Genomic DNA, 20,582 nt, shown 5'->3' on the forward strand with positions numbered 1-20,582 from the left:
AAAATCGCTGATATAATTTATTTGTTATTATTGTGTTGATACCTCCACCTCTAAAAACGAAAGCACCCCCAACAAATCATCTACGATACGTGAATGCTTAAAATCACCCCAAAACGAATCTTTTTTCCAAACACCAAGAATCCCTACTTGTTCAGAACCAAGCACATCGTTTTCTGGATGATCTCCAACATAAAGACATTCTTCTGCCTTAACATCTAGTCTTTGCAAAGCACGTTCGAAAATTTCAGGGTGAGGTTTTTTAATTCCTTCAGCTTCTGAAACGAGAATGGTGTTTGTATACGTATGTATATGTAGTGCTCGAAGGTTGCTCATCTGAAATTCAGTAAAACCATTTGTGATAATACCAATTTTAATGTTTCGCTGTTTTAACTGTTGAAGTAGTTCATGCGTGTTTTTGAAAGGAATACAATGATGTTGGAAGTTTGTAATATAGTCGTGTAGCAGTTGCTCTTGCGTTAAAGTAGTAATGTTGTATTCGGAAAGGAGAGTAGCATATACTTTATCCTTCCACGTATAGCCATTATTATCGAGTTCAAGAAATCGAGAACAATACTCTGATTTCTCTATACTCATCAAATGTGAGGAGAAGCGATTATATTGCTCACAAATAAATTGTTCTAAAGATTGGCGCCGATCTAATAGTGTTCCATCTAAGTCGAATAAGATTGCACGAATCATGAGAAGCCTCCTTGCAGTTTTTATAATTAATTATCGCATATTCGTAAAAAAATGATTATGATATTTTGTAGAATGGAATAATGGGGGATTGCATGAAGAAACTGTATGGTAAGTTAGTGTGTTGTATTATAGCAAGCAGTTTAGTTGCAGGATGCGATAGTGCTATCGAGGTTACGAAAGAAAAAGAAATTTGTAAAACAGAAGAAGATTGCACACAAATAGGAGATAAAACATTACAAAAAGTATATAAAAAGATAGAGGAACTTTCAGAACTTGAAAAAGTAGAGGATTATGACATAGAAGAGTATGAAAGTATGAATATGAAAGAGGCGGAACAGAAAAAAGAAGAGGATGACAATTATTTCTTTTTAGCTTCTTATTATATCGATGGTGATGAAATTGTAGATCCTTATTTTGAGAAATTGGATCGTAAGAGATTGAATAAAGCTTTTGCAGATGACGAAGTAGCAAAAGATGACTTGTTAAGCCAGCGGCAAGATAGAGAGTATCATGAAACGTTATGGGACATGTATCGCACTCTCATTCCAGTGAAATATCGTGAGAATATAACAGGGTTTGATCTAATAACGGATGGTTATGACGGCGTTGTTGCCCATGTCATGCCAAGTATGGATGACCCGAGAGATTGGTTGCTTAGTTTAGACGTGCTCGATTCTGGGGTGAATATAGATGAAGTGATGAAAACATTAATTCATGAAACGGCTCACGTATTAACGATTGGGCATAAACAAGTACCAGTGGATAGGAAATATTTAGAGGCGTTTGATGAAGAGAAAGACATTTCATCATATCGAAATAAATGTAAAACGGTGTTCTTGAAAAATGGATGTGCGAGAAAAACTTCGTATATTAACCAATTTTATAATGAATTTTGGAAACCAATTGAGCAAGAGTGGACAGAAAAGAAAGTAGAAGAAAGTGAAGAGGCACAAATTAAATTTTATAAAGAAAAGCATGATGAGTTTGTATCGCTGTATGGAACAACAAATGTAACGGAAGATATCGCAGATACATTTACAGCGTTCATTTTACAAGATTCAAAAAAGGTGAAAGAAGGAACAGAGTTAAAATATAAGAAAATTGCTTTCTTCTATCAGTTCCCTGAGCTTGTAAAAATGAGAGCGGAAGTGCTGTCGGGATTATATGATGTTTCGAAAACGATAGAACAACAAAGTGGAGACTAATGTGAGTTATGCGTTCGATATAGTTTCGTTAAAGTAAAGCGTGAAGAATTTTTAATTCTTTGCGTTTTTTCATGTTGATAAAATTGAAAATTCTGTATTTTTCTTTAAAAGAAGAAGGAACTGGAGGTATAAAATAGAATTAGTATAAAAACGTCACAATTTAGACACAATTATAATGCGCGTGTTGTAGGGACTATAAGTTTACTCTCGAGGAGGTAATGAAACGTATGAAAACGATTCTTGCTGTTGCTGGTCTCATTTGGGTAATGTCTCACGGTTTTCCGATTTTTGAAGGGGAGCAAATTCGTAGTGCTTTGAATGAAAAGTTTAATGATTATCATGTGATAGATCGAAAAGATAATGTCGTTACAGTACGTGTGAAAGACTGTTTCCATACAGTTACGGTTGCGGATGGAAACATTACAAATGAAACGAAAATGTGTGATAAAAGGTAAAAGAAAGAAGCTGACTATAGCGTACTGTTTTGAGTCAGCTTCTTTTTCTTTTTCCAATTAGAATTTTTTCAAATGCCTCAACAAATACATACATAAGAGTTGCAAGAACACATGTGAGTAGTACGCTAAGTAAGACGAGTGTGAAGTTAAAGACTTGGAATCCGTAGCTAATTAAGTAGCCAAGTCCTTGTTTGGAAACGAGAAGTTCTCCGAAAATAACACCGACCCAGGATAAACCAACGTTTACTTTTAACGTTGAGATAATTGCTGGAAACGATGCAGGGAGAACGACTTGCTTATAACATTGCCATTTATTTGCACCAAATGTGTCCATCACTTTTATATAGTTAGAATCGACTTCTTGAAATGCACTGTAAATAACGAGAATGGTAATGATGATGGAAATGATTACTCCCATTGCGATAGAAGATGAAATGTTTGGACCGAAAATAACGATGATGATTGGACCGAGTGCAACTTTTGGCATTGCATTTAGGACGACGAGATAAGGATCAAGTACGCGGGCTAGAAGTGGCATCCACCAAAGGAACGTGGCAATAATAGCACCAAGTACTGTTCCGAGAATAAAGCCTACTCCTGTTTCCAGTAATGTCGTCCATATGTGGACCCAAAGTGAACCGTCGATCCATTTCGTTAAGAAGAGATCCCAAATACTCGAAGGAGAGCTAAAGAGTAAAGGATCAATCCATTCTTTTTTACTAGCTATTTCCCATAGTGCAAAGAAAAGAATAAGTAGTAAAAGTTGTAGCGAGCGAGCAATCCAAGCGCGTCTGCGTTCGTTCTTTCGAAATTGTTCATGTAGTTGTTTTATATTATCCAAGTCGTTCCAGCTCCTTCCATATATCTTGAAAGAGGGCTGGGAAATCGTAGTGATGGCGTGCTTCTAACGGTGATAAAGAACGGATACTTTCCGGGACGATAAAGGTTTTTGCGATTTTTCCGGGATTCGCTTGCAGTAAATAAATACGATCACTCATCGCGATCGCTTCTTCAATATCATGAGTAACAAGTAGTGATGTTTTCTTATATTTATTTAGTAAGTTGAAAACGAGTTCTTCTAGTTTTAATTTCGTTTGATAATCGAGTGCGGAGAATGGTTCATCTAGTAATAAAATTTTCGGATCAGTCGCTAATGTTCGAACGAGAGCGGCACGTTGACGCATACCGCCGGATAGTTCACGAGGATATTGTTCTTCTACACCATGAAGACCGACTTGTTTTAAAAGATTTAAAGTATGTTCTTTCATCTGCTCATCATAAATCTTTCGAATATGAAGTCCAAGCATAATATTTTCTTCAATCGTTTTCCAAGGGAATAAGTAATCTTGTTGCAACATATATCCCATAGATGATGTTTTCGTTGTAATCGGTTCACCATCTAAAAAGACGATACCGTCAATTGGATCAAGTAGTCCAGCAATGATTGAGAGGAGCGTTGTTTTACCGCAACCACTTGGACCGAGTATAGAAATAAATTCGCCTTCTTCCACTTGTAAGCTCATATCTTCGAGAATAAGTTTGGCATTCTCTTTTGCAAAAAAACAGTGAGAAACGTTACGTATTTGCAAAAAACTCATACACTTCGCCTCTATTTCTTAATAACGCTTTCGGCAATTTTTGTATTGACGAGCGCTTCATGTGGGACTTCTTTTTGTAATTCACCAGCGTCTTTCATAATAGTTTGGAGCTGTTTCCATTCTTCTGCATCTAATAGTGGATTTGTCGCATAAGAATGTTGCTTTTTATACCGTTCAATTACTTTTACTGTAATGTCTTTTGAAGTGTCTTTAAATAGCGGGGAAACAGTATCAGCAATCTCTTCTGGACTATGTGTATCAACCCATTGCTGTGCTTTATAGAGAGCACGTGTGAACTTTTCAGCAGCAGCTTTATCTTTCTTTAAGAAACTTTCTTTTGCCATGAACGTTGTATAAGGAACAGTACCAGATTCATTTCCGAATGAAGCGACGATATAACCTTTACCTTCTTTCTCAAGTATACTTGCAGTCGGTTCAAAGAGCTGTACAAACTCTCCAGTACCAGATGCGAAGGCATTTGCAATATTAGCAAACTCGATATTTTGAATTAAGTTTGTATCTTTATGAGGATCAATGCCATTTTTCTTTAAAACGTATTCTCCAACCATTTGCGGCATGCCGCCTTTACGCTGTCCTAAAAATGTAACACCTTTTACGTCATTCCAATTAAAAGAGTCTAGTTTTTTACGTGAAACTAAAAATGTCCCATCTGTTTGTGTAAGCTGTGCAAAGTTAATGACAGGGTTTTTCGCTCCTTGTTGATGAACGTAAATAGACGTTTCAGAACCGACGAGAGCGATATCAATTCCGCCAGATAATAGGGCGGTCATCGTTTTATCGCCACCAGCTGTTGTTTGTAGGTCAATATTTAGTCCTTCATCTTTAAAAAATCCTTTTTCAATCCCAACATATAATGGGGCATAGAAGAGAGAATGGGTAACTTCGCCGACGCGAATGTTTTGAGTTTGTTCTTTCGTACCTTCTTTTTTACTACTACAAGCAGCAAAAGTAAAAACAGCTAGTAACATGATGCAAAAAATCACGATTAATTTTTTCACTATATAACACCTCCTAGAAGTCACTCTACAAGCATGATATGTAGGTAATCGCCCATATGTGAGTGTAGATAGCAGGAATTTTTTTGGTGGTAAAGAAGTACAAATATAAGGGGTGATAAAATGGAGTACGAATACGATGATAGCGTACATTTACATCTTGATTATTTCGGGACAGAATGTGATATGGAATCGATTGCTTATAAGAGAAAGAATGAAGACGTATGGGATGTGTATTTTAATTTTGGAGTATACGGTATTCAGAAAGACGATGTAGAGTTAGGGAGATTTATGGACGAATATGCTGGTCATTACGTTTTTTCTGTACATGCTCGCGATCTTAGCTGGGAATTTGGAAGTGCCCAGTTTGAAGAGTGGGTTTTGAAAAATCGGATAGTAGAAAAAACGCTACAAAAATAGGAGGAATTTTGTGATTGGATTTCTCATCTTATTATTTATTTTTGTGGCCGGATTTTTTATCATGCAAATGCTTATTTACCGATTTGCAAAGAAAAACATCCATAAATATACAAAAATAAAATGGTTTCATATGTGGCTACATATGAATATGAAAAAAGGTCCGAGATTAGATTTTTTTGATTTTGTAATTATAGTACTCGTATGTATCGTATGGAAAATATGGCTGCTTCCTTTTATATAATACACATGCTAATCATTTTCTCTTTTATCATAAAATAACGAAAAGAACCTGTCTTGTGGCGGGTTCTTTTCGTTATAGTAATAGTTGTAAAAAACTTGCATTTATACATAAAACAGTGAGTGGTGTTGTGAAAGATATTTTGACAAATACAGAAACACATACATACAGAATTAAAGTGTGGGGAATAAGAAAGAGGTCGTCCAACGGTGGACGACCTCTTTCTTATTATGCTTGGTTAGTGCGGAAGAATGGAAGTTTCTGCACAATGTGAATTAATCCGTATGCAAGAATTAAGCACATAAGAGGATTAATGAAAAATCCATAGCGATTAATTGCTAAGAATAAGTTTGAGAAGATAATGTAAATAATAGAACTTGCTACTAGCATCATAACGCGTTTATGTTTAAATGAATTTAGCATGAAGCAGAAGCTGCTCAAGAATGTACCGGTGATAAACACTCTATGACATAGTTGCATAAAGTTGTGAATACGGTATTGGTCTACAGCAGGAGCTGTTTTGAATAATTCAATTGTTTTACCGACAGTGAACCAAGAGAACCAATAAGTGAAGTCCGTCTTAAATCCGTTCTTGATTAATTCTTTTGCGTATGCACCTTTGTCATCTAAGCCTTTAGCTCTCATTTCATTTACTATATTTTCATATCCAATTTTATTAAATGGATCTGCACCGGCAATTAGTGGATCTGCACCTTGGGTTGAGAATAAAATAAATTGGTTGAGTGCTAAGTAGTTACGAACAACCCATGCGCCAATAATAAAGAAAGGTCCGATAAACCATAACAATCCGATTCGAATGGAGTCTTTAAATCCATATGTAAATAACACAACAAGAACAGGAATGAGCATCATTGGAGCTGGATTTGGACGGAACATAAGTAAAATTGAAACGACAATTCCAAACCATATATGGAATTTCACTTTATTGTATTTCCATGCGAGAACAAATACATATACACATAACGCCAATAAGAATATGGATGGAACTTCTGTTAGCAATGTACGGAAGTATGTATAGTTACTTGGATAAATAGCATATAAAATACTTGCAACAATTCCATAAATGTTTTTTTCGAACAATTCTTTTCCTATTAAGAATACTAATAGCACTGTACAAAGATTCATGATCATGTTAATAACAGTTGCTACGTAATAGTAAGGAATTGATGTAATATCAGAAATAATCATAGCGCCAGCTAATAGTAATGGCTGACCTGGTGTAATATATGCATTTTTTCCTGGAACTTCACTAGGTTCTAAATACACATAACCAAATACACCATGTTTTAATAGTTGTTCAGCTGTTAACGAATAGTTAAAGGCATCATTTGCACCATATGTTACTTTGACTAACTCTCCATCTAATCCTGGCTGTTTTACTAAACAAAAAACGTGCAACAGGAAAGAAAGCGCCAAAATTACATATACCGCTTTAGGCAAACTCTTAAACTTAGTAAGCAAAAATGAGCAACTCCTTTTTTATTAATTCTTTCGTATTTTTATTGGAAATCTTTAATAGTATTAAGGATTTCCAAAACATAGTTATTATATCATAAAGTGGAATGCTGAAATTAAGTTTTTCAAGAATGAGTAATTTGTATGCCACAATTTAACTGTTGATTAAGGGAATATTAAGACAATACATTTATGATAGAAACAAGTATGCAGACGAAATATGTAATATATGTTATTTTAATAGAAATAGTTCTTTCGATGCGGGGGAAATTAAGACATAGAAACGAGGGAATGAATTGAAGTATGGTTCTACACTTTTTCATCTTCCAAAAAGAAATATATTAATTTCTAGCATTATAAGTAGTATGGTGACTTTATTAGTAATAACTATGCTGTTTATGATTTTAAAGGTTTTTAATTTAGACATGATGAAAGATCATTTAAATCAAAAGCTTGTTTTAAGTGTTATGATGATTTTCATATGGGGCATAACGTTTTATATTACGCATTTCAATAAAAAAGAGATGTCTATACTTAGAGCATCCCTGCGAGTGCATTTTATATTACTTTTACTAGCTCATACAGTAGCGTTATTTTATATTGTCATGCAAGTTAATATGAGTTTCATAGAGGCAATGAATTGGATTTACTTTTATAATATGCAGTTTATATTAAGTTTTGTAGTAATTTATGCAATATATATTCTTGTATATAATTTAATAGGTAAGGTTTTTCTAAGTATGGTTTTAACGAGCTGTACGTTAGTCATTTTAGGTATTGTGAATTATTTAAAGCTTATTTTCAGAGGCGATCCGTTATATCCTTCTGATTTCACACAAATTACGCATATGCAATCTGTTATACCGATGGTGATGGACTATTTTAGCTGGAGCTATATTTTTGTCATTATCTTAAGTATCGTAGCTTGTATTGTTGCAGGGATATATATGAGAAGCAATATTCAAAATGTAAAGATTCATCTAGGAATAAGAGCCTTATTAGTAGTAGGATCTATTTTTGTTCTATATGCGTACGGTAATTTTGCGAATACATTTATGAATAAAGTATTTCAAAAATCAGGTGTAGATTTTGTTTTGTGGAATCAAAATGAGAACTATGCTTCAAATGGTTTTGTACTAGGGTTTATTAGCAATTTAGATACAACAGTTATGGAAAAACCAAAAAATTATTCTAAAGAAAATATGCTTCAAATAGCAAACGATATAAAAAAACAATATAGTGGAAATATAGGGAATGAAAAGAAAAAAGAGAAACCGAATATTATTTTTGTAATGAGTGAATCGTTTTGGGATCCGACGAAAGTAACTAACCTTTCTTTTAGTGAAGATCCTGTACCAAATTTACATCATTATATAGAAAACTTTCCTGGTGGACAAACTATTTCTCCTACATTTGGGGGAAATACGGCGAACGTTGAATTTGAGGCATTAACGAGTTATTCGATGAGTTTGTTAAAGCCAGGTTCTATACCATATCAGCAGGTCATTACAAATAAGAAAGAAATTCCATCAATCCCTACGGCGTTGAAAAAAGAAGGTTATTATACAAGTGCAATTCATTCATTTGGTCGCACATTCTTTAAACGTGACGATGTATATAAGGTGTTAGGATTTGATAAGTTTAATGCAGAGGACACGATGGGAAATGTGGATATTGATGGAGATTATATTAGTGATTTAGCGATGAGTAAAGAGATAATTGCTGAGTTAGAGGAGCAAAAACAGCCAACATTTATTCATGCAGTTACGATGCAAAATCATTTTCCATTTACAGAAGGCCGATTTGGTGAAAACCTAATAGAAATTAGCGGTCTAGAAAATGAAGAATCAAAGGGAGAATTAGAGACGTATACAGAAGGCTTAAGACGTTCAGATGAGGCCCTTCAATATTTAATAGAGCAACTAGATAATTTAGATAGACCTACATTATTAGTATTCTTTGGAGATCATCTTCCATCATTAGGAACAAATAAATCTTTTTATAAAGAAAATGGGTATATAACGAATGAAAAAACACCGAGCGAACGTTTAGCGATGGCGCAAACTCCGTTATTAATGTATGCAAACTTTGATATGCCAAATGATAATTTAGGTTTAGTAAGCCCAATTCATTTTTCTAATCTTATTTTTGATTATGCAGGATTAAATAAATCCTTATTTTATCAATTTTTGTCGGAACTTTACAAGGAAATACCAGTGCTTAGAGATGAATTAAAAGTTGATAAAAATGGAGAAGTAATCAATGATTTAACAAAGAAACAAAAAGAAATGTTAGAGCAATATAAAATGCTTCAATATGATTTACTCGTTGGAAATCAATATAGTAAAGATATCCTCTTTAAATAAAAGAAACAAAAAGAACTTGTATAACGATACAAGTTCTTTTTTCATAGTATTTAACGGGGTAACCAGACAAGCTGGGTTTAGGGAGTATTACTTGTACATTTAGTATATATGAAAATATAATCGTTTTATTTGTGTATTTGTGAGAAATGTGTGAATTTTATGTTTTATAAAAAACGATTATGTTAACGTTCATTCTTATATTGCAGTTGTTATGTCTGTAAAAATTTTATCAGTTCTTTATTTAATTCATCCGCTTGATCGATTGGTGAACCATGACCACTATTTGTAAGAGCATGTAACTGAGAATTTTTAATTCGTTGTTGCGTAAGCTCAGCACTTTTGTAAGGAATTAGTTGATCGTGAACGCCGTGGAAGATTTTTGTTGGGACGTTAATTTTATTTAAATCTTTCGTTACATCTTCATTTGCAGCTGCTTGTAAAATTTTGATAAGGGCATAAGAAGCGGACTGCATACCGAGATAAGAAAACCATTCAAGGGTTGCAGCTCCTAAGTTTCTATTGAAAAAGGATAAAGATACATCATTTAAAAATTTTGGTAAATTAGCATACATTTGATTAATGAGAGCATCTGCTTGTTCTTTCGGTACACCGTAAGGGGACTCTTGATTTTTAACGAAAGAGGGGGAGACAGCGTCAATTAATGCGAGCTTAGAAATGCGGCGCCCATTATAGCGAGACATATAGCGAATAGAAAGAGCACCACCAACTGAGAAACCGACTAACGTAGCGTTCTCTACTTGAAGTGCTTCCAGAACAATTGCGATATCATCGGCTAATCGATCATACGTGTAACCAGTCCATGGCTTATCAGATTGTCCATTCCCTCGTATATCCATGGCGATACAGCGAAAGCCATGCTCTGGTAAAACATTGAGTTGATATTGATACATTTGATGATTTAAAGGCCATCCATGAACGAAGAAAACAGTCTTACTACCTGGACCAGGATTAACGTCTTGCACAAAAATATGCACATCTTTCTCGACAGTAACAAACATAAGTGTCCCCCTATTTTATGAATATGCTCTATCCCAAAAGCGTTGTTTTGTCATAGCTTTAATAAATTCATTTGCTAGCCGCGTAGGGTCTTGTTCTATTAAAACACCAGGCTTTCCTTCGATATTTAAAGATTGAATAATAGAAGAGCCGTTTTGGAAGGAGCCAATCGGCTTAAAGTGATTATATGATTCTACGACAAATGAACTTGCTTTGTTAAGAAAATGATCATCCATCTTTCCGCCAATAAGAAGTAATCCATCATAAAGGAGTGGTGAGCCTGTTAAGAAAGTATCATTTACTTCCCACTGTCCATTTGGCGTTCCCTGCACTATGCCTAATCGTTCGGAAACGATCACTGGTTGAAGACCTACTTGTTTGAACTGATTTATTATATATTGTGCGCTTGGTCCATCATATCCATTTGCAACAATGACACCTACTCGTAATGTATTAGGACTAAAGGTTGTATTTGCCATACTTAGTGCTGGAGATGATTTTGTAACGTTGGATTCTTGCACATTTGGGACTTTTGCTCCGAGAGCTTCTGCAACTAAAGTAGCCAATTCTGTACTAATATGTCCAATCATATCCACGACTTGTTGGCGGACAGATTTACTTTTGACTTTTCCTAATTCAAAGGAGAAAGCCTGCATAATATGGATTTTTTCGAAGTGACTCATACTATTCCAAAATAAACGAGCTTGAGAGAAGTGGTCTTTGAAGCTAGCAGCAGTTTCCCTTGTTTTATGACCAGATACAGTAGAAGGATATGTAACGAATCCCCCCTTTGTTCCAGGTACAGTATAAGGAGAATTATTTGCTAAGGAATTGTTATGGTAGGCAACTTTTCCTTTGTCGATTATATATTTAGACGCACCATCTCTTTGGTTGTTATGAAATGGGCATATTGGACGGTTAATCGGTAGTTCTTGATAATTTGTACCAACGCGTGCTAATTGTGTGTCTGTATAAGAAAAGAGTCTACCTTGTAAGAGAGGGTCATTGGTAAAGTCAATACCACGGACGATACTTCCAGGGTGTAGTGCCACTTGTTCAGTTTCAGCAAATACATTATCTACATTGCGATTTAAGGTCATTTTCCCAATGATTTTAACGGGAAAATCTTCTTCAGGCCAAATTTTCGTTGCATCTAATATATCGAAGTCGTATTTAAATTCGTCCTCTTCTTTTAAAATTTGAATGCCAAGTTCGTACTCAGGATAGTTTCCAGCATTAATATTTTCCCACAAATCACGGCGATGGTAATCTGGGTCAGCACCACCTAGTTTTTGTGCTTCATCCCAAATTAACGAATGAACGCCAAGCTTTGGCTTCCAGTGGAATTTCACGAATCGTGACTTTCCATTTTTATTAACTAGACGAAATGTATGAACGCCAAATCCTTGCATCATTCGAAAGCTTCTTGGAATTGCACGATCGGACATAATCCACATCATCATTGCAGCTGATTCTTGATTGTTGGCGATGAAGTCCCAAAAAGTATCATGTGCTGTTTGACCCTGTGGAATTTCATTATGTGGCTCTGGTTTAAGGGCGTGAATAAGATCAGGAAATTTAATGCCATCTTGAATAAAGAAAATGGGAATATTATTTCCTACTAAATCAAAATTTCCTTCTTCTGTATAAAATTTAACGGCGAATCCTCTTACATCTCGATTCGTTTCATTTGCTCCTTTTGATCCAGCTACTTCAGAGAAACGAATAAAAAGCGGTGTTTTTTTTGAAGGGTCTTGTAGAAAGTGGGCCATTGTTAGCTCTTCTAAAGATTCATATAACTCAAAAATGCCATGTGCTCCGTATCCTCGTGCGTGAACGACTCGTTCTGGAATTCGTTCACGGTCAAAGTGAGAAAGTTTTTCTCGCATAAGGAAATCTTCTAGAAGGGTAGGGCCACGATCACTGGCAGTTAAAGAGTTTTCATCATTTGAAATTTTAACACCTGTATTTGTTGTCATCTCCTTTCCTTCATTTTCACGCGTGAAAGATTGGAGTTGTTCTGTCTTTTTATTTTTTTTGCCGTCCATAAAAAACACCTCCCATAATATACGTATTATTGTTTATGTTTTTTATGCTTGTATATAGCATGAAGATGTTGCGTCGTTGGGATGATTTTCCTCAAATGTTCGATTTATCTTTGTTTGTCTATGAAAATCATTTATTATAATAAATGGTATTCTTCGAGATATTATTTTGAAGGGGTGTTGAAGTGAAAGAAAGTTTTCTATCATATAAAGAAGAAGAAAAGAATGCAAAAATCCTTTTATGGGTGTTATATGTCATTGTTATTGTATATCAAATTTTCTATGCAATCGTATTAGACGATAAATCAATAATGGATAAGGGATACAAAATAGTATGGCAAGTTATTTGCGGAGTAGCAATACTGTGCGTGAATATATATTTAATGAAAAAAGAGAAGGCAAAACTTGTTAAATATGCATGGATATTTGCATACATAGGGATAGAAATCGCTAATATATTTTCATATATTTTTTATAATAAGGCGGCGTTTGATGCGACAAATATAATAGAAATTATTCTCATTTTCTTTGTACCCATATTTTTAAATAAAAAATTCTATGTGTTTTTACTTTCCTCTATTGTAGGAAAATATTTAATTTATTTATTTGTATTAGAGGAAGTAAAAGCATTTATGTTCCTTATTATGTGTACACTTATGTTAATAGCTGCATATATCATTTTAAACCGATTTTTACAATATCTTTCAGCTGTAAAGGAAAGTATAGCGATTGCTAGTGAATCACAGAAATTAGCAGTAATCGGAAAAATGGCAGCGACGGTTGGACATGAAATTAAAAATCCACTCGCTTCATTAAAAGGATTTACGCAATTACAACGAGAGAAGCATGAAGAGGATCCTACTTATAAACGTATGATTTTTGAAATAGAAAATATGAATAATATGATAAGTGAGTTAATGGAAGTTGCTACATGCAAACCTTCTATTTATAAGAAACATGATGTAGGAAAAATTGTATTACAAGTAATAACAAGTCTTCGCGAAAAAATGAATGAATTAAACGTGCAGTTTATTTCGAATGTGGAAGAAAAAACAATAGAAGTTGAATGTGATGAACGAAAAATAAGAGGAGTCTTTTTATATACGATAAAAAATGCTTTAGAGGCAATGGAACAAGATGGCATATTACATGTAAGATTAGAAAATAAAGGGAAAGAGTATGTAATGATCAGCGTGATTGATAATGGTCATGGTATTAAGCAAGAAAACTTAATTCGTGTTACAGAGGCCTTTTATACAACGAAACAAGATAAAATTGGTCTGGGACTTACGGTAGCGAATCGAATTGTCGCCGAGCACCTTGGTGAGCTGCATATTTCAAGTGAAAGAGATACTGGAACGAGAATAGACATCATTCTCCCAAAGAAGTGTAGAAATACTGAAATCCAAGTGGAAGAAAAGCTAGGAGTTACCATATGAATAAAGGCTATATATTTAAAAACGAAGAAATAAAGGCGCTGAAAGCATTTTTAAGTTTATTTTTCATTATATTTTTTGTATATGATCTTGCCTATGAATTTATCGTACCGTTAATCGGTGGAGAGCAAGAAGGTGTAGGAGAGTTTGAAGATGGTTTAGGTTTATGGCTTTACTTTTTGATGGTAGTATTGTTTTGCGTTGGGATATACTTTATGAAATGGAAGAATGCTTTTGCGGTAAAGTATATTATTCTAATTGGCTATAATGTATTAGATTTTATCCATAACATTATGATTTATTATGGTAGCGATGCAGAATTTGACGGTGGAAATATAGTAGAAGGATTTTTTATTTTGTTTGCACCAATCTTTGTGAATAAAAGATATTTCTGGTTAGTTCCAGCGATACTTGTCGGAAAGTATGCTCTTACAGGAATCATTATTCAATCTTCTCTCGTTTTAATCCCAATGGCATTATATAGCGTATTTACTATCATATGTTGGATTATATTTTTGAGGGTTCAGTCTTATGTTCGTACGCTTGAGATGATGGACAAAGAAATAAAACAGACAGAAAAACTAGCAGCTGTTGGAAAGATGGCAACGGTTATTGGTTATAAGATTAGAAGACCTTTAGCAAACTTAAAAAAACTTGTGAATAAACAAGCAGACAAGCATCCAGAGGATAAAATTTATAGTGATATTATGAAACAAGAAGTAGATCGGATTCATATAATTGCTACAGAACTTAGTGGATTTGAGAAATCTAAATCACTAGAATCAGAAACTCATAACGTACAAGAAATTATCTCTTATGTTATTCGAGTTATGGAAAAGCCTGCTTTAAAACAAGGAGTCTACATACAAGGTATTTACAGTAAAGACTTACCATCAATTTCATGTGATGAAAAACGATTAAAACAGGTCTTTTTTAATTTAATTAAAAATGCAATTGAAGCAATGTCAGTTGGCGGAACAATTACGATTAAAGTTACTGTAAAAGATGGAATCATCATTCAAGTGAAAGATGAGGGATGCGGCATTCCGAAAGATAAAATTCCAAAGTTAAATGAAGCCTTTTATACAACGAAAGAAACAGGAACTGGTCTAGGTTTAGTAGTTACAGAAAAAATTATTAAAGACCACGACGGTAAAATGAGTTTTGAAAGTGAAGTTGGGGTTGGAACGACGGTTGAGGTTATGTTACCACTGCATTAAATAGAAAAAACATCACTTCCAAATAAGTGATGTTTTTCTATTTTATCTTGCTATTTATGGATAGTAAAAATCTCATTTTATCGATAAAGAATGTATGATGTATTTCTAAGATCAAAATGTTTTTTTAAGTTTTTATTATGGATTTTCCAGTGGAAAATTTAGACTATAAAAATTAATTGTTTTTTTCTAAAAAAACTATTTTCTTTTTTGGGTTTTAATGGTATATTCAAAACACGATAAATAAATACCTATTTTTGGCACACTATTCGAAAGGATAGGTCGCAAAGCTAAGAGTCTAAAGTAATGAAAATTACTATGATAGTCTGGTTGCAGTTTGGATTTTCACACATAGTTGTATGTATGAAAATCGAAGAGGCAACCGGATTTTTTATTGTCTCAAAAAGAAAAAATAAATGGGCACACTATTCGAAAGGATAGGTCGCAAAGCTAAGAGTCTAAGGTAATGAAAATTACTATGATAGTCTGGTTGCAGTTTGGATTTTCACACATGTTGTGATGTATGAAAATCGAAAAGGCAACCAGATTTTTTATTGTCTCAAAAAGAAAAAATAAATGGGCACACTGTTCGAAAGGATAGGTCGCAAAGCTAAGAGTCTAAGGTAATGAAAATTACTATGATAGTCTGGTTGCAGTTTGGATTTTCACACATGTTGTGATGTATGAAAATCGAAAAGGCAACCAGGCTTTTTATTTTCTAGGAATACACATTATGATTGTAAATTTAGCTGAATAATAAATTTAATGTTCGAAATATTCGGTTCATAAGAAGTGAGGGAGGGAAGTACATTGCAAAATCAAATAGGTAAATTTGGGCGTATACTTCTCGCTGGAGGAATATTATTTACGCAAGTTGGTGTGCTAGATTACTCTGCAACGAAAGTTTATGCGGTTACAAACGACGAGCAAGGACGTTTTATCGTTCATATGGATAAACAAGAAATAAAAGTTGATGAAAATGTAGTATTAAAGATTACAAATACAAATAAACAAGATGCTAATATCGAGCTGAAATTATCTAATGAACAGCTGTTCAATGAAGCAGAAACAAAAAAAATGAACGAAAACAATAAAGCGATTCAAAACATTTCAGTAACAGAAGATCACATTGTAAAAATTGAAAAGAATGAACAAAGTAATTTTATCGGTGACGTATATGTAGTCATTCAAATGAAAAAAGCTGGAGAGTACAAATTTGAACCGATAGTGAAGTTTGAAGGGAATGAAAAGAAAATTGAATCTCCTTCTCTACATGTTGTAGAGAAAAAAGAGGCTTTAAATGTAGCTATTTCTGATGAAAATCCAAAGGCTTCAGAGGAAGTTATGAAAAAAGAAATAAGTGAAAAAGTGAAAGTATCGGAAGAAAATAAAAAACAAGAAATAAATTCTACTAATGCTGAAGTTCCAAAAGAAACGAAGACTTTAGCGAAAGAAAAGGTTAATGAAGAACTCGTATCAAAGGAAAATGAATTAAAAGAGAGCAATAAGGTAAACGAAAATAATCAGGAATTACCTGCTATTCAAGCTGAGAAGGTATTAAAGAGCCAATCTCTACTAGCTGCTAGTCCTGTTACAAGTATTCTTAAATATCCAAATGTAAAGGTAATAAATAATAGAACAGGTGAAGGGCCTTCTATCTCGGGTAAATATGCTTTTAGATTTGTTTGGAGCCCACAAGTAACATATGAGGTAAAGGGTAGTAGCAATGACAGAACTGGTCAAAGTCAATATACATTTAGAAATTCAAATAGAGAACAGTACGTATTAGTAAAAAAAGCTGGTGAATATCAAGGGAAATGGATTGATGTCCGTATTAATATTCACTCTATGACAGCTTCATCTGTAGATGTTAAAACACCAATAACTAAAGGTGATGCAAAAAACTTTTTACAATTATATGGGAACGGAAGGTCAGGACAAACTTATAATGCTTCCTTTGAATTTTATGAACACGGAACAAGTAAAAAAGTACCATTAACGGCAATGTGGAATTTCAAAAGGATAAATAGTTATAAAAATGTAACGTTACGTAATGATGGTAGTCATTTAACGAATTTATACGTGTATGATACGAGTTCAATTAGGTATCAAGACAAAGGGAATAATAAAATCGAGTTTTCTGGAACAGCAGGTCCAGTAGCTACTCCAGAAGCAGATATGACAATTACATTTGATAATTTAACAGAATTACCGCTAGAAGTTAGATTAAATGCTTCAGGTGTTAATGTATCATACGACCAATTAGCGATTGCACAAATTGAAATTCCAGCTCCAAGTGTAATAGGAGATATTGTGGAAGATAATTCCCGTCAACTTTCTTATAAGGTATATCAAAATATGCCTGCTCAATCGAAAGAGATTCACTATGCGAAATCTTTTGTATTAGAAAGTGAAGTGAATAAGGATTTTACTGTGAATGATGTTTCCATTCAAGATGTGGAGAGTGGAGATGATGTAAGTAGCTTCTTTGATATTAGCAGGACAAACAACAATAAAGTCACTGCGGTTGCGAAAGTAAATGCGCTAAAAACAGAAGAATTCAACGGGAAAATTTATGAAATGACAATTACAGGTTCTCCTGTAAAAGGTGCTAATGTAATGAAATATTACAAAGATGGTTATCTTGAAATACCGGTGTCAGCTAAAAATTATTTAGATGGCGATAAGAATGGACAAGATAGTAATCGAGATGGAATCGCAAAAATAAGGTATAAAGGTATTCCAACTGGGAAACCAGTCCCACAAAAAGTAGTGCAAGGAACAGATTTAACAAAAATGGATATTTCTAAATTTGTGACAGATTTATCTGTAGATACGAATTTGGATGTAGATAAACCAATATCAGTAGTGAAGTTAATCAATATTCCAGATACCAAAACAATAGGGAATCATACTGTAACGGTTGTAATTGAAACGAAGCAAGGTGTACAAGCGGAGATTCAAGTGCCGGTTACTGTCGTTGATGGGACTTTAAAGTTAGTAGACGTACCAAAAGAAATTACATTTGGAGATTTAACAATTCCATCGAAAACAACGACATACGCACCGAAGAGGATTTCAAATCCTTTAAAGGTAACCGATGATCGTGTTAAAAAGCAAAAATGGAGTGTATATGTAAAGGAAATCACACCATTAACTTCAGTGCAAAATGACATATTGACAGGAGCATTGATTTACAAACGAAATGGAAAGGATACACCTTTAAGTACCTCTAGTATAGAAGTATTCTCGTATATTTCTAAAAACGATGAGGAGGTTTCACTAAATTGGAAGGAAAACGAAGGAATTCATTTACAAGTAAAACCAGGGCCGAATGTTAAAGCAAATACTAAATATGCTGGACAGCTAGAATGGACATTAACCGATGCTCCTCTCTAAAAATATATGAAATATATAAATTTTAGAAAGGAGAGAGTAATGAAAAAAATAGTTGGTATTATCGCTTCCACAGTTATATGTGTGCCGTTTCTTATGGCAAATGTAGTAACGGCTACAAGTACGAATTCAAAAGCGGGTATTACATTTTCGAATAGCTATACACCAAATACATCAACTGATCCGACAAAGATAAATACAAAAAAAGAGACAGTTGATAAAAATAAAAATGGAGATAAATATTTACCGAAAACAGGAGGCCAGACACGGGACTTCAAACAATATATAGGATTGTTTTCGATTGTTTTATCTCTATATGTATTCAAAAGAATTAGGGGAAAGCAAGTGTATTTAAAATAAAAAATAGATGAAAACAGAGAAAAGGGGAAGGTACATATGAAACTAGCAAAATTAGCATTAATCGGTGCAGTATCATTAACATCAGTTGCAGCAGTAGGAACTTCAGCATTTGCGGAAGAGAAAGCAAATATGAAATCAAAAACAGATGTAACGTTTATTGAAGATACAAGCACAACAGATCCAAACAATCCAGAAAATCCAAATGAAAAAGTTACACCAGAGAACCCTGGTGACCATGAAATAGGAACAAAAGGTCCATTAAGTATTAACTACGTTTCTAACTTACACTTCGGCGAGCAAGTTATCTCTGGTAATGATCAAACGTACTTTGCAAAATTGGATAAAGTGAAACAAGGGAGCAAAACAGTTGAAGTACCTAACTTCGTATCTGTAACAGATAACCGTGGTACAAATGCAGGATGGAAATTGAAAGTAAAGCAAAATGCACAATTTAAAAGTGGTAATAGTGAGTTAACAAATGCAGCTTTAAGCTTAAGTAACCCAGCTGTAAATTCTGTAACTGATGCACAATATGCACCTACAACATTTAAAAATAAAGTAACGCTAGCTCCAGGTGGAGATGCGGTGGAAATTACTACTGCCGCAAAGAATAAAGGTATGGGTGATTGGACGACTGCATTCGGTAAAGGAACAGAACAAGGTAAAAAGAGTGTGAGCTTATTCGTACCAGGTACGACAGCGAAAGAAAAAGGTGCGAAATATTCAGCTGAGTTAACTTGGACTTTAGAAGATACACCAAACTAAGCTTATACAAGATTGAAAATTAAGAATGACTGAATTTTAAAAATGATCATAAAGGGGTATAAAACTATGAAACTAGCAAAAATAGCATTAATTGGAGCGGTAACATTATCATCAGTATCAGTAGGAACGTCTGCATTTGCAACTGAGAAAGATGGCGGGAAATTAGACTCAAAAGCATTCATTAAATTCGAGAAAAATACAGATAAAATTGATGTTGTTAATCCAGAGAATCCAGATGAAACTGTAGATCCAGTTGATCCAGATAAAAAAGGTACAGATGGTCCACTAAGTATTGATTATGTATCTAACTTCAACTTTAAAACACAAAAAGCATCAGGGAATAACGAAATCTACTTTGCAGAATTAGATAAAGTAAAGAAAAAAGTAGACGGTTCTGTAATTGACGTGCCGAACTACGTTCAAGTAACAGATAATCGTGGTACAAATGCTGGATGGCATTTAACAGTAAAACAAAATGGTCAATTCAAAACTGCAGATGATAAAGCGTTGGATGGCGCGGCATTAACATTAAAAAATTCAGCTTTGAAATCAAATGCAGGTAGCGACGCACCAACAGCAGAACAATCTATCACATTAAATCCAAGTGGTGCAGCATCTGATTTAATCGATGCAAAAGAAAACCAAGGTATGGGTACATGGGTAAATACGTTTGGTAAAGATGCAACAGAAGCGAAACAAAGCGTAGAGTTATCTGTACCAGGTAAAACGAAAAAAGAACAAACACAATACACAACTTCACTAACTTGGGAACTAACAGACGCTCCTATGTAAGTAAGAGGAATTTTAAGATAAAAGAGGAAAATGAGAAGAGATAAGGGAATGGCTTTAACCTTGTCTCTTTCTTGTCTATAA

Annotated in this window: 18 protein-coding genes and 3 riboswitches; of the genes, 11 read left to right on the forward strand and 7 right to left on the reverse strand. The window is 34.1% G+C overall.

Annotated features, from left to right (window positions below; genetic code table 11):
* Positions 1-27: 27 nt before the first annotated feature.
* Positions 28-699, reverse strand: a complete 672-nt coding sequence (locus tag H6481_RS15345) for an HAD family hydrolase (RefSeq protein WP_016512212.1) — start codon at positions 697-699, stop codon at positions 28-30.
* A gap of 92 nt (positions 700-791) precedes the next feature.
* On the opposite strand from H6481_RS15345, the gene H6481_RS15350 reads away from it, so the two are divergent.
* Both H6481_RS15350 and H6481_RS15355 read left to right on the forward strand, forming a co-directional pair.
* A complete protein-coding gene (locus tag H6481_RS15350; RefSeq protein ID WP_120460620.1) occupies positions 792-1,904 on the forward strand; it encodes a recombinase family protein in 1,113 nt (370 codons plus the stop codon).
* A 227-nt stretch (positions 1,905-2,131) separates the two neighbouring features.
* A complete protein-coding gene (locus tag H6481_RS15355; RefSeq protein ID WP_000849112.1) occupies positions 2,132-2,359 on the forward strand; it encodes a hypothetical protein in 228 nt (75 codons plus the stop codon).
* A gap of 34 nt (positions 2,360-2,393) precedes the next feature.
* On the opposite strand, the gene H6481_RS15360 is transcribed toward H6481_RS15355, so the two are convergent.
* Genes H6481_RS15360 through H6481_RS15370 form a run of 3 tightly spaced genes read right to left on the reverse strand, consistent with a single transcriptional unit; the run spans position 2,394 to position 4,976 of the window.
* Positions 2,394-3,200 (reverse strand): ABC transporter permease, encoded by an 807-nt coding sequence (locus tag H6481_RS15360; protein ID WP_000368798.1) that lies wholly within the window; start codon positions 3,198-3,200, stop codon positions 2,394-2,396.
* Positions 3,193-3,957, reverse strand: a complete 765-nt coding sequence (locus tag H6481_RS15365) for an ABC transporter ATP-binding protein (RefSeq protein ID WP_000009022.1) — start codon at positions 3,955-3,957, stop codon at positions 3,193-3,195. The genes H6481_RS15360 and H6481_RS15365 overlap by 8 nt, the downstream gene beginning before the upstream one ends.
* Positions 3,958-3,968: 11 nt before the next feature.
* Positions 3,969-4,976 (reverse strand): ABC transporter substrate-binding protein, encoded by a 1,008-nt coding sequence (locus tag H6481_RS15370; RefSeq protein ID WP_182812208.1) that lies wholly within the window; start codon positions 4,974-4,976, stop codon positions 3,969-3,971.
* Between the two features lie 120 nt (positions 4,977-5,096).
* Here H6481_RS15370 and H6481_RS15375 point away from each other — a divergent pair, with 120 nt between their 5' ends.
* Complete coding sequence (locus H6481_RS15375) at positions 5,097-5,393, forward strand: DUF3986 family protein (protein WP_000455579.1); 297 nt, start codon at positions 5,097-5,099, stop codon at positions 5,391-5,393.
* 10 nt (positions 5,394-5,403) lie between these two features.
* Positions 5,404-5,634: a hypothetical protein gene (locus tag H6481_RS15380; protein ID WP_000578980.1), complete on the forward strand. Its 231-nt coding sequence runs from the start codon at positions 5,404-5,406 to the stop codon at positions 5,632-5,634.
* 225 nt (positions 5,635-5,859) lie between these two features.
* Here H6481_RS15380 and H6481_RS15385 read toward each other — a convergent pair whose 3' ends face one another.
* Complete coding sequence (locus H6481_RS15385) at positions 5,860-7,113, reverse strand: glycosyltransferase family 39 protein (protein ID WP_023523225.1); 1,254 nt, start codon at positions 7,111-7,113, stop codon at positions 5,860-5,862.
* Between the two features lie 290 nt (positions 7,114-7,403).
* Here H6481_RS15385 and H6481_RS15390 point away from each other — a divergent pair, with 290 nt between their 5' ends.
* Positions 7,404-9,473 (forward strand): LTA synthase family protein, encoded by a 2,070-nt coding sequence (locus tag H6481_RS15390; RefSeq protein ID WP_182812211.1) that lies wholly within the window; start codon positions 7,404-7,406, stop codon positions 9,471-9,473.
* Between the two features lie 209 nt (positions 9,474-9,682).
* Here H6481_RS15390 and H6481_RS15395 read toward each other — a convergent pair whose 3' ends face one another.
* Entirely contained in the window at positions 9,683-10,492 is an 810-nt protein-coding gene (locus H6481_RS15395; RefSeq protein ID WP_000498279.1) for an alpha/beta hydrolase, read from the reverse strand.
* A 15-nt stretch (positions 10,493-10,507) separates the two neighbouring features.
* On the reverse strand, positions 10,508-12,538 hold the full coding sequence (locus H6481_RS15400; RefSeq protein ID WP_182812214.1) for a catalase: 2,031 nt from the start codon (positions 12,536-12,538) through the stop codon (positions 10,508-10,510).
* Positions 12,539-12,720: 182 nt separating this feature from the next.
* Between H6481_RS15400 and H6481_RS15405 the strand changes: the two genes are divergently transcribed.
* The 6 genes from H6481_RS15405 to H6481_RS15430 all read left to right on the forward strand — a co-directional run bounded on the left by H6481_RS15405 (position 12,721) and on the right by H6481_RS15430 (position 20,501).
* Complete coding sequence (locus H6481_RS15405) at positions 12,721-13,974, forward strand: ATP-binding protein (protein WP_000664860.1); 1,254 nt, start codon at positions 12,721-12,723, stop codon at positions 13,972-13,974.
* Entirely contained in the window at positions 13,971-15,191 is a 1,221-nt protein-coding gene (locus H6481_RS15410; protein WP_182812217.1) for an ATP-binding protein, read from the forward strand. The genes H6481_RS15405 and H6481_RS15410 overlap by 4 nt, the downstream gene beginning before the upstream one ends.
* Before the next feature lie 246 nt (positions 15,192-15,437).
* Positions 15,438-15,526, forward strand: a riboswitch (cyclic di-GMP riboswitch).
* Between the two features lie 71 nt (positions 15,527-15,597).
* Positions 15,598-15,686: riboswitch (cyclic di-GMP riboswitch) on the forward strand.
* Positions 15,687-15,757: 71 nt separating this feature from the next.
* Positions 15,758-15,846, forward strand: a riboswitch (cyclic di-GMP riboswitch).
* A 152-nt stretch (positions 15,847-15,998) separates the two neighbouring features.
* Positions 15,999-18,587 carry a WxL domain-containing protein gene (locus H6481_RS15415; protein WP_182812220.1) on the forward strand — a complete coding sequence of 863 codons (2,589 nt, stop codon included), beginning with the start codon at positions 15,999-16,001 and terminating at the stop codon, positions 18,585-18,587.
* A gap of 39 nt (positions 18,588-18,626) precedes the next feature.
* Positions 18,627-18,944 (forward strand): cell wall anchor protein, encoded by a 318-nt coding sequence (locus H6481_RS15420; protein ID WP_097961161.1) that lies wholly within the window; start codon positions 18,627-18,629, stop codon positions 18,942-18,944.
* A 36-nt stretch (positions 18,945-18,980) separates the two neighbouring features.
* The gene (locus H6481_RS15425; protein WP_000761531.1) at positions 18,981-19,709 is read left to right on the forward strand and encodes a WxL domain-containing protein; all 729 of its coding nucleotides are present in this window, start codon (positions 18,981-18,983) and stop codon (positions 19,707-19,709) included.
* Positions 19,710-19,775: 66 nt separating this feature from the next.
* A complete protein-coding gene (locus tag H6481_RS15430; RefSeq protein WP_097961160.1) occupies positions 19,776-20,501 on the forward strand; it encodes a WxL domain-containing protein in 726 nt (241 codons plus the stop codon).
* Positions 20,502-20,582 lie beyond the last annotated feature (81 nt).

Origin of the sequence: Bacillus sp. ME78 (assembly GCF_903970865.1) — a bacterium.
GTDB classification, from domain to species: domain Bacteria; phylum Bacillota; class Bacilli; order Bacillales; family Bacillaceae_G; genus Bacillus_A; species Bacillus_A cereus.

Coding starts and splice junctions, on each gene's coding strand:
- H6481_RS15345 (WP_016512212.1), bottom strand. CDS start 699: ATGATTCGTGCAATCTTATTCGACTTAGATGGAACACTATTAGATCGG.
- H6481_RS15420 (WP_097961161.1), top strand. CDS start 18,627: ATGAAAAAAATAGTTGGTATTATCGCTTCCACAGTTATATGTGTGCCG.
- H6481_RS15430 (WP_097961160.1), top strand. CDS start 19,776: ATGAAACTAGCAAAAATAGCATTAATTGGAGCGGTAACATTATCATCA.
- H6481_RS15350 (WP_120460620.1), top strand. CDS start 792: ATGAAGAAACTGTATGGTAAGTTAGTGTGTTGTATTATAGCAAGCAGT.
- H6481_RS15375 (WP_000455579.1), top strand. CDS start 5,097: ATGGAGTACGAATACGATGATAGCGTACATTTACATCTTGATTATTTC.
- H6481_RS15400 (WP_182812214.1), bottom strand. CDS start 12,538: ATGGACGGCAAAAAAAATAAAAAGACAGAACAACTCCAATCTTTCACG.
- H6481_RS15425 (WP_000761531.1), top strand. CDS start 18,981: ATGAAACTAGCAAAATTAGCATTAATCGGTGCAGTATCATTAACATCA.
- H6481_RS15355 (WP_000849112.1), top strand. CDS start 2,132: ATGAAAACGATTCTTGCTGTTGCTGGTCTCATTTGGGTAATGTCTCAC.
- H6481_RS15365 (WP_000009022.1), bottom strand. CDS start 3,957: ATGAGTTTTTTGCAAATACGTAACGTTTCTCACTGTTTTTTTGCAAAA.
- H6481_RS15410 (WP_182812217.1), top strand. CDS start 13,971: ATGAATAAAGGCTATATATTTAAAAACGAAGAAATAAAGGCGCTGAAA.
- H6481_RS15395 (WP_000498279.1), bottom strand. CDS start 10,492: ATGTTTGTTACTGTCGAGAAAGATGTGCATATTTTTGTGCAAGACGTT.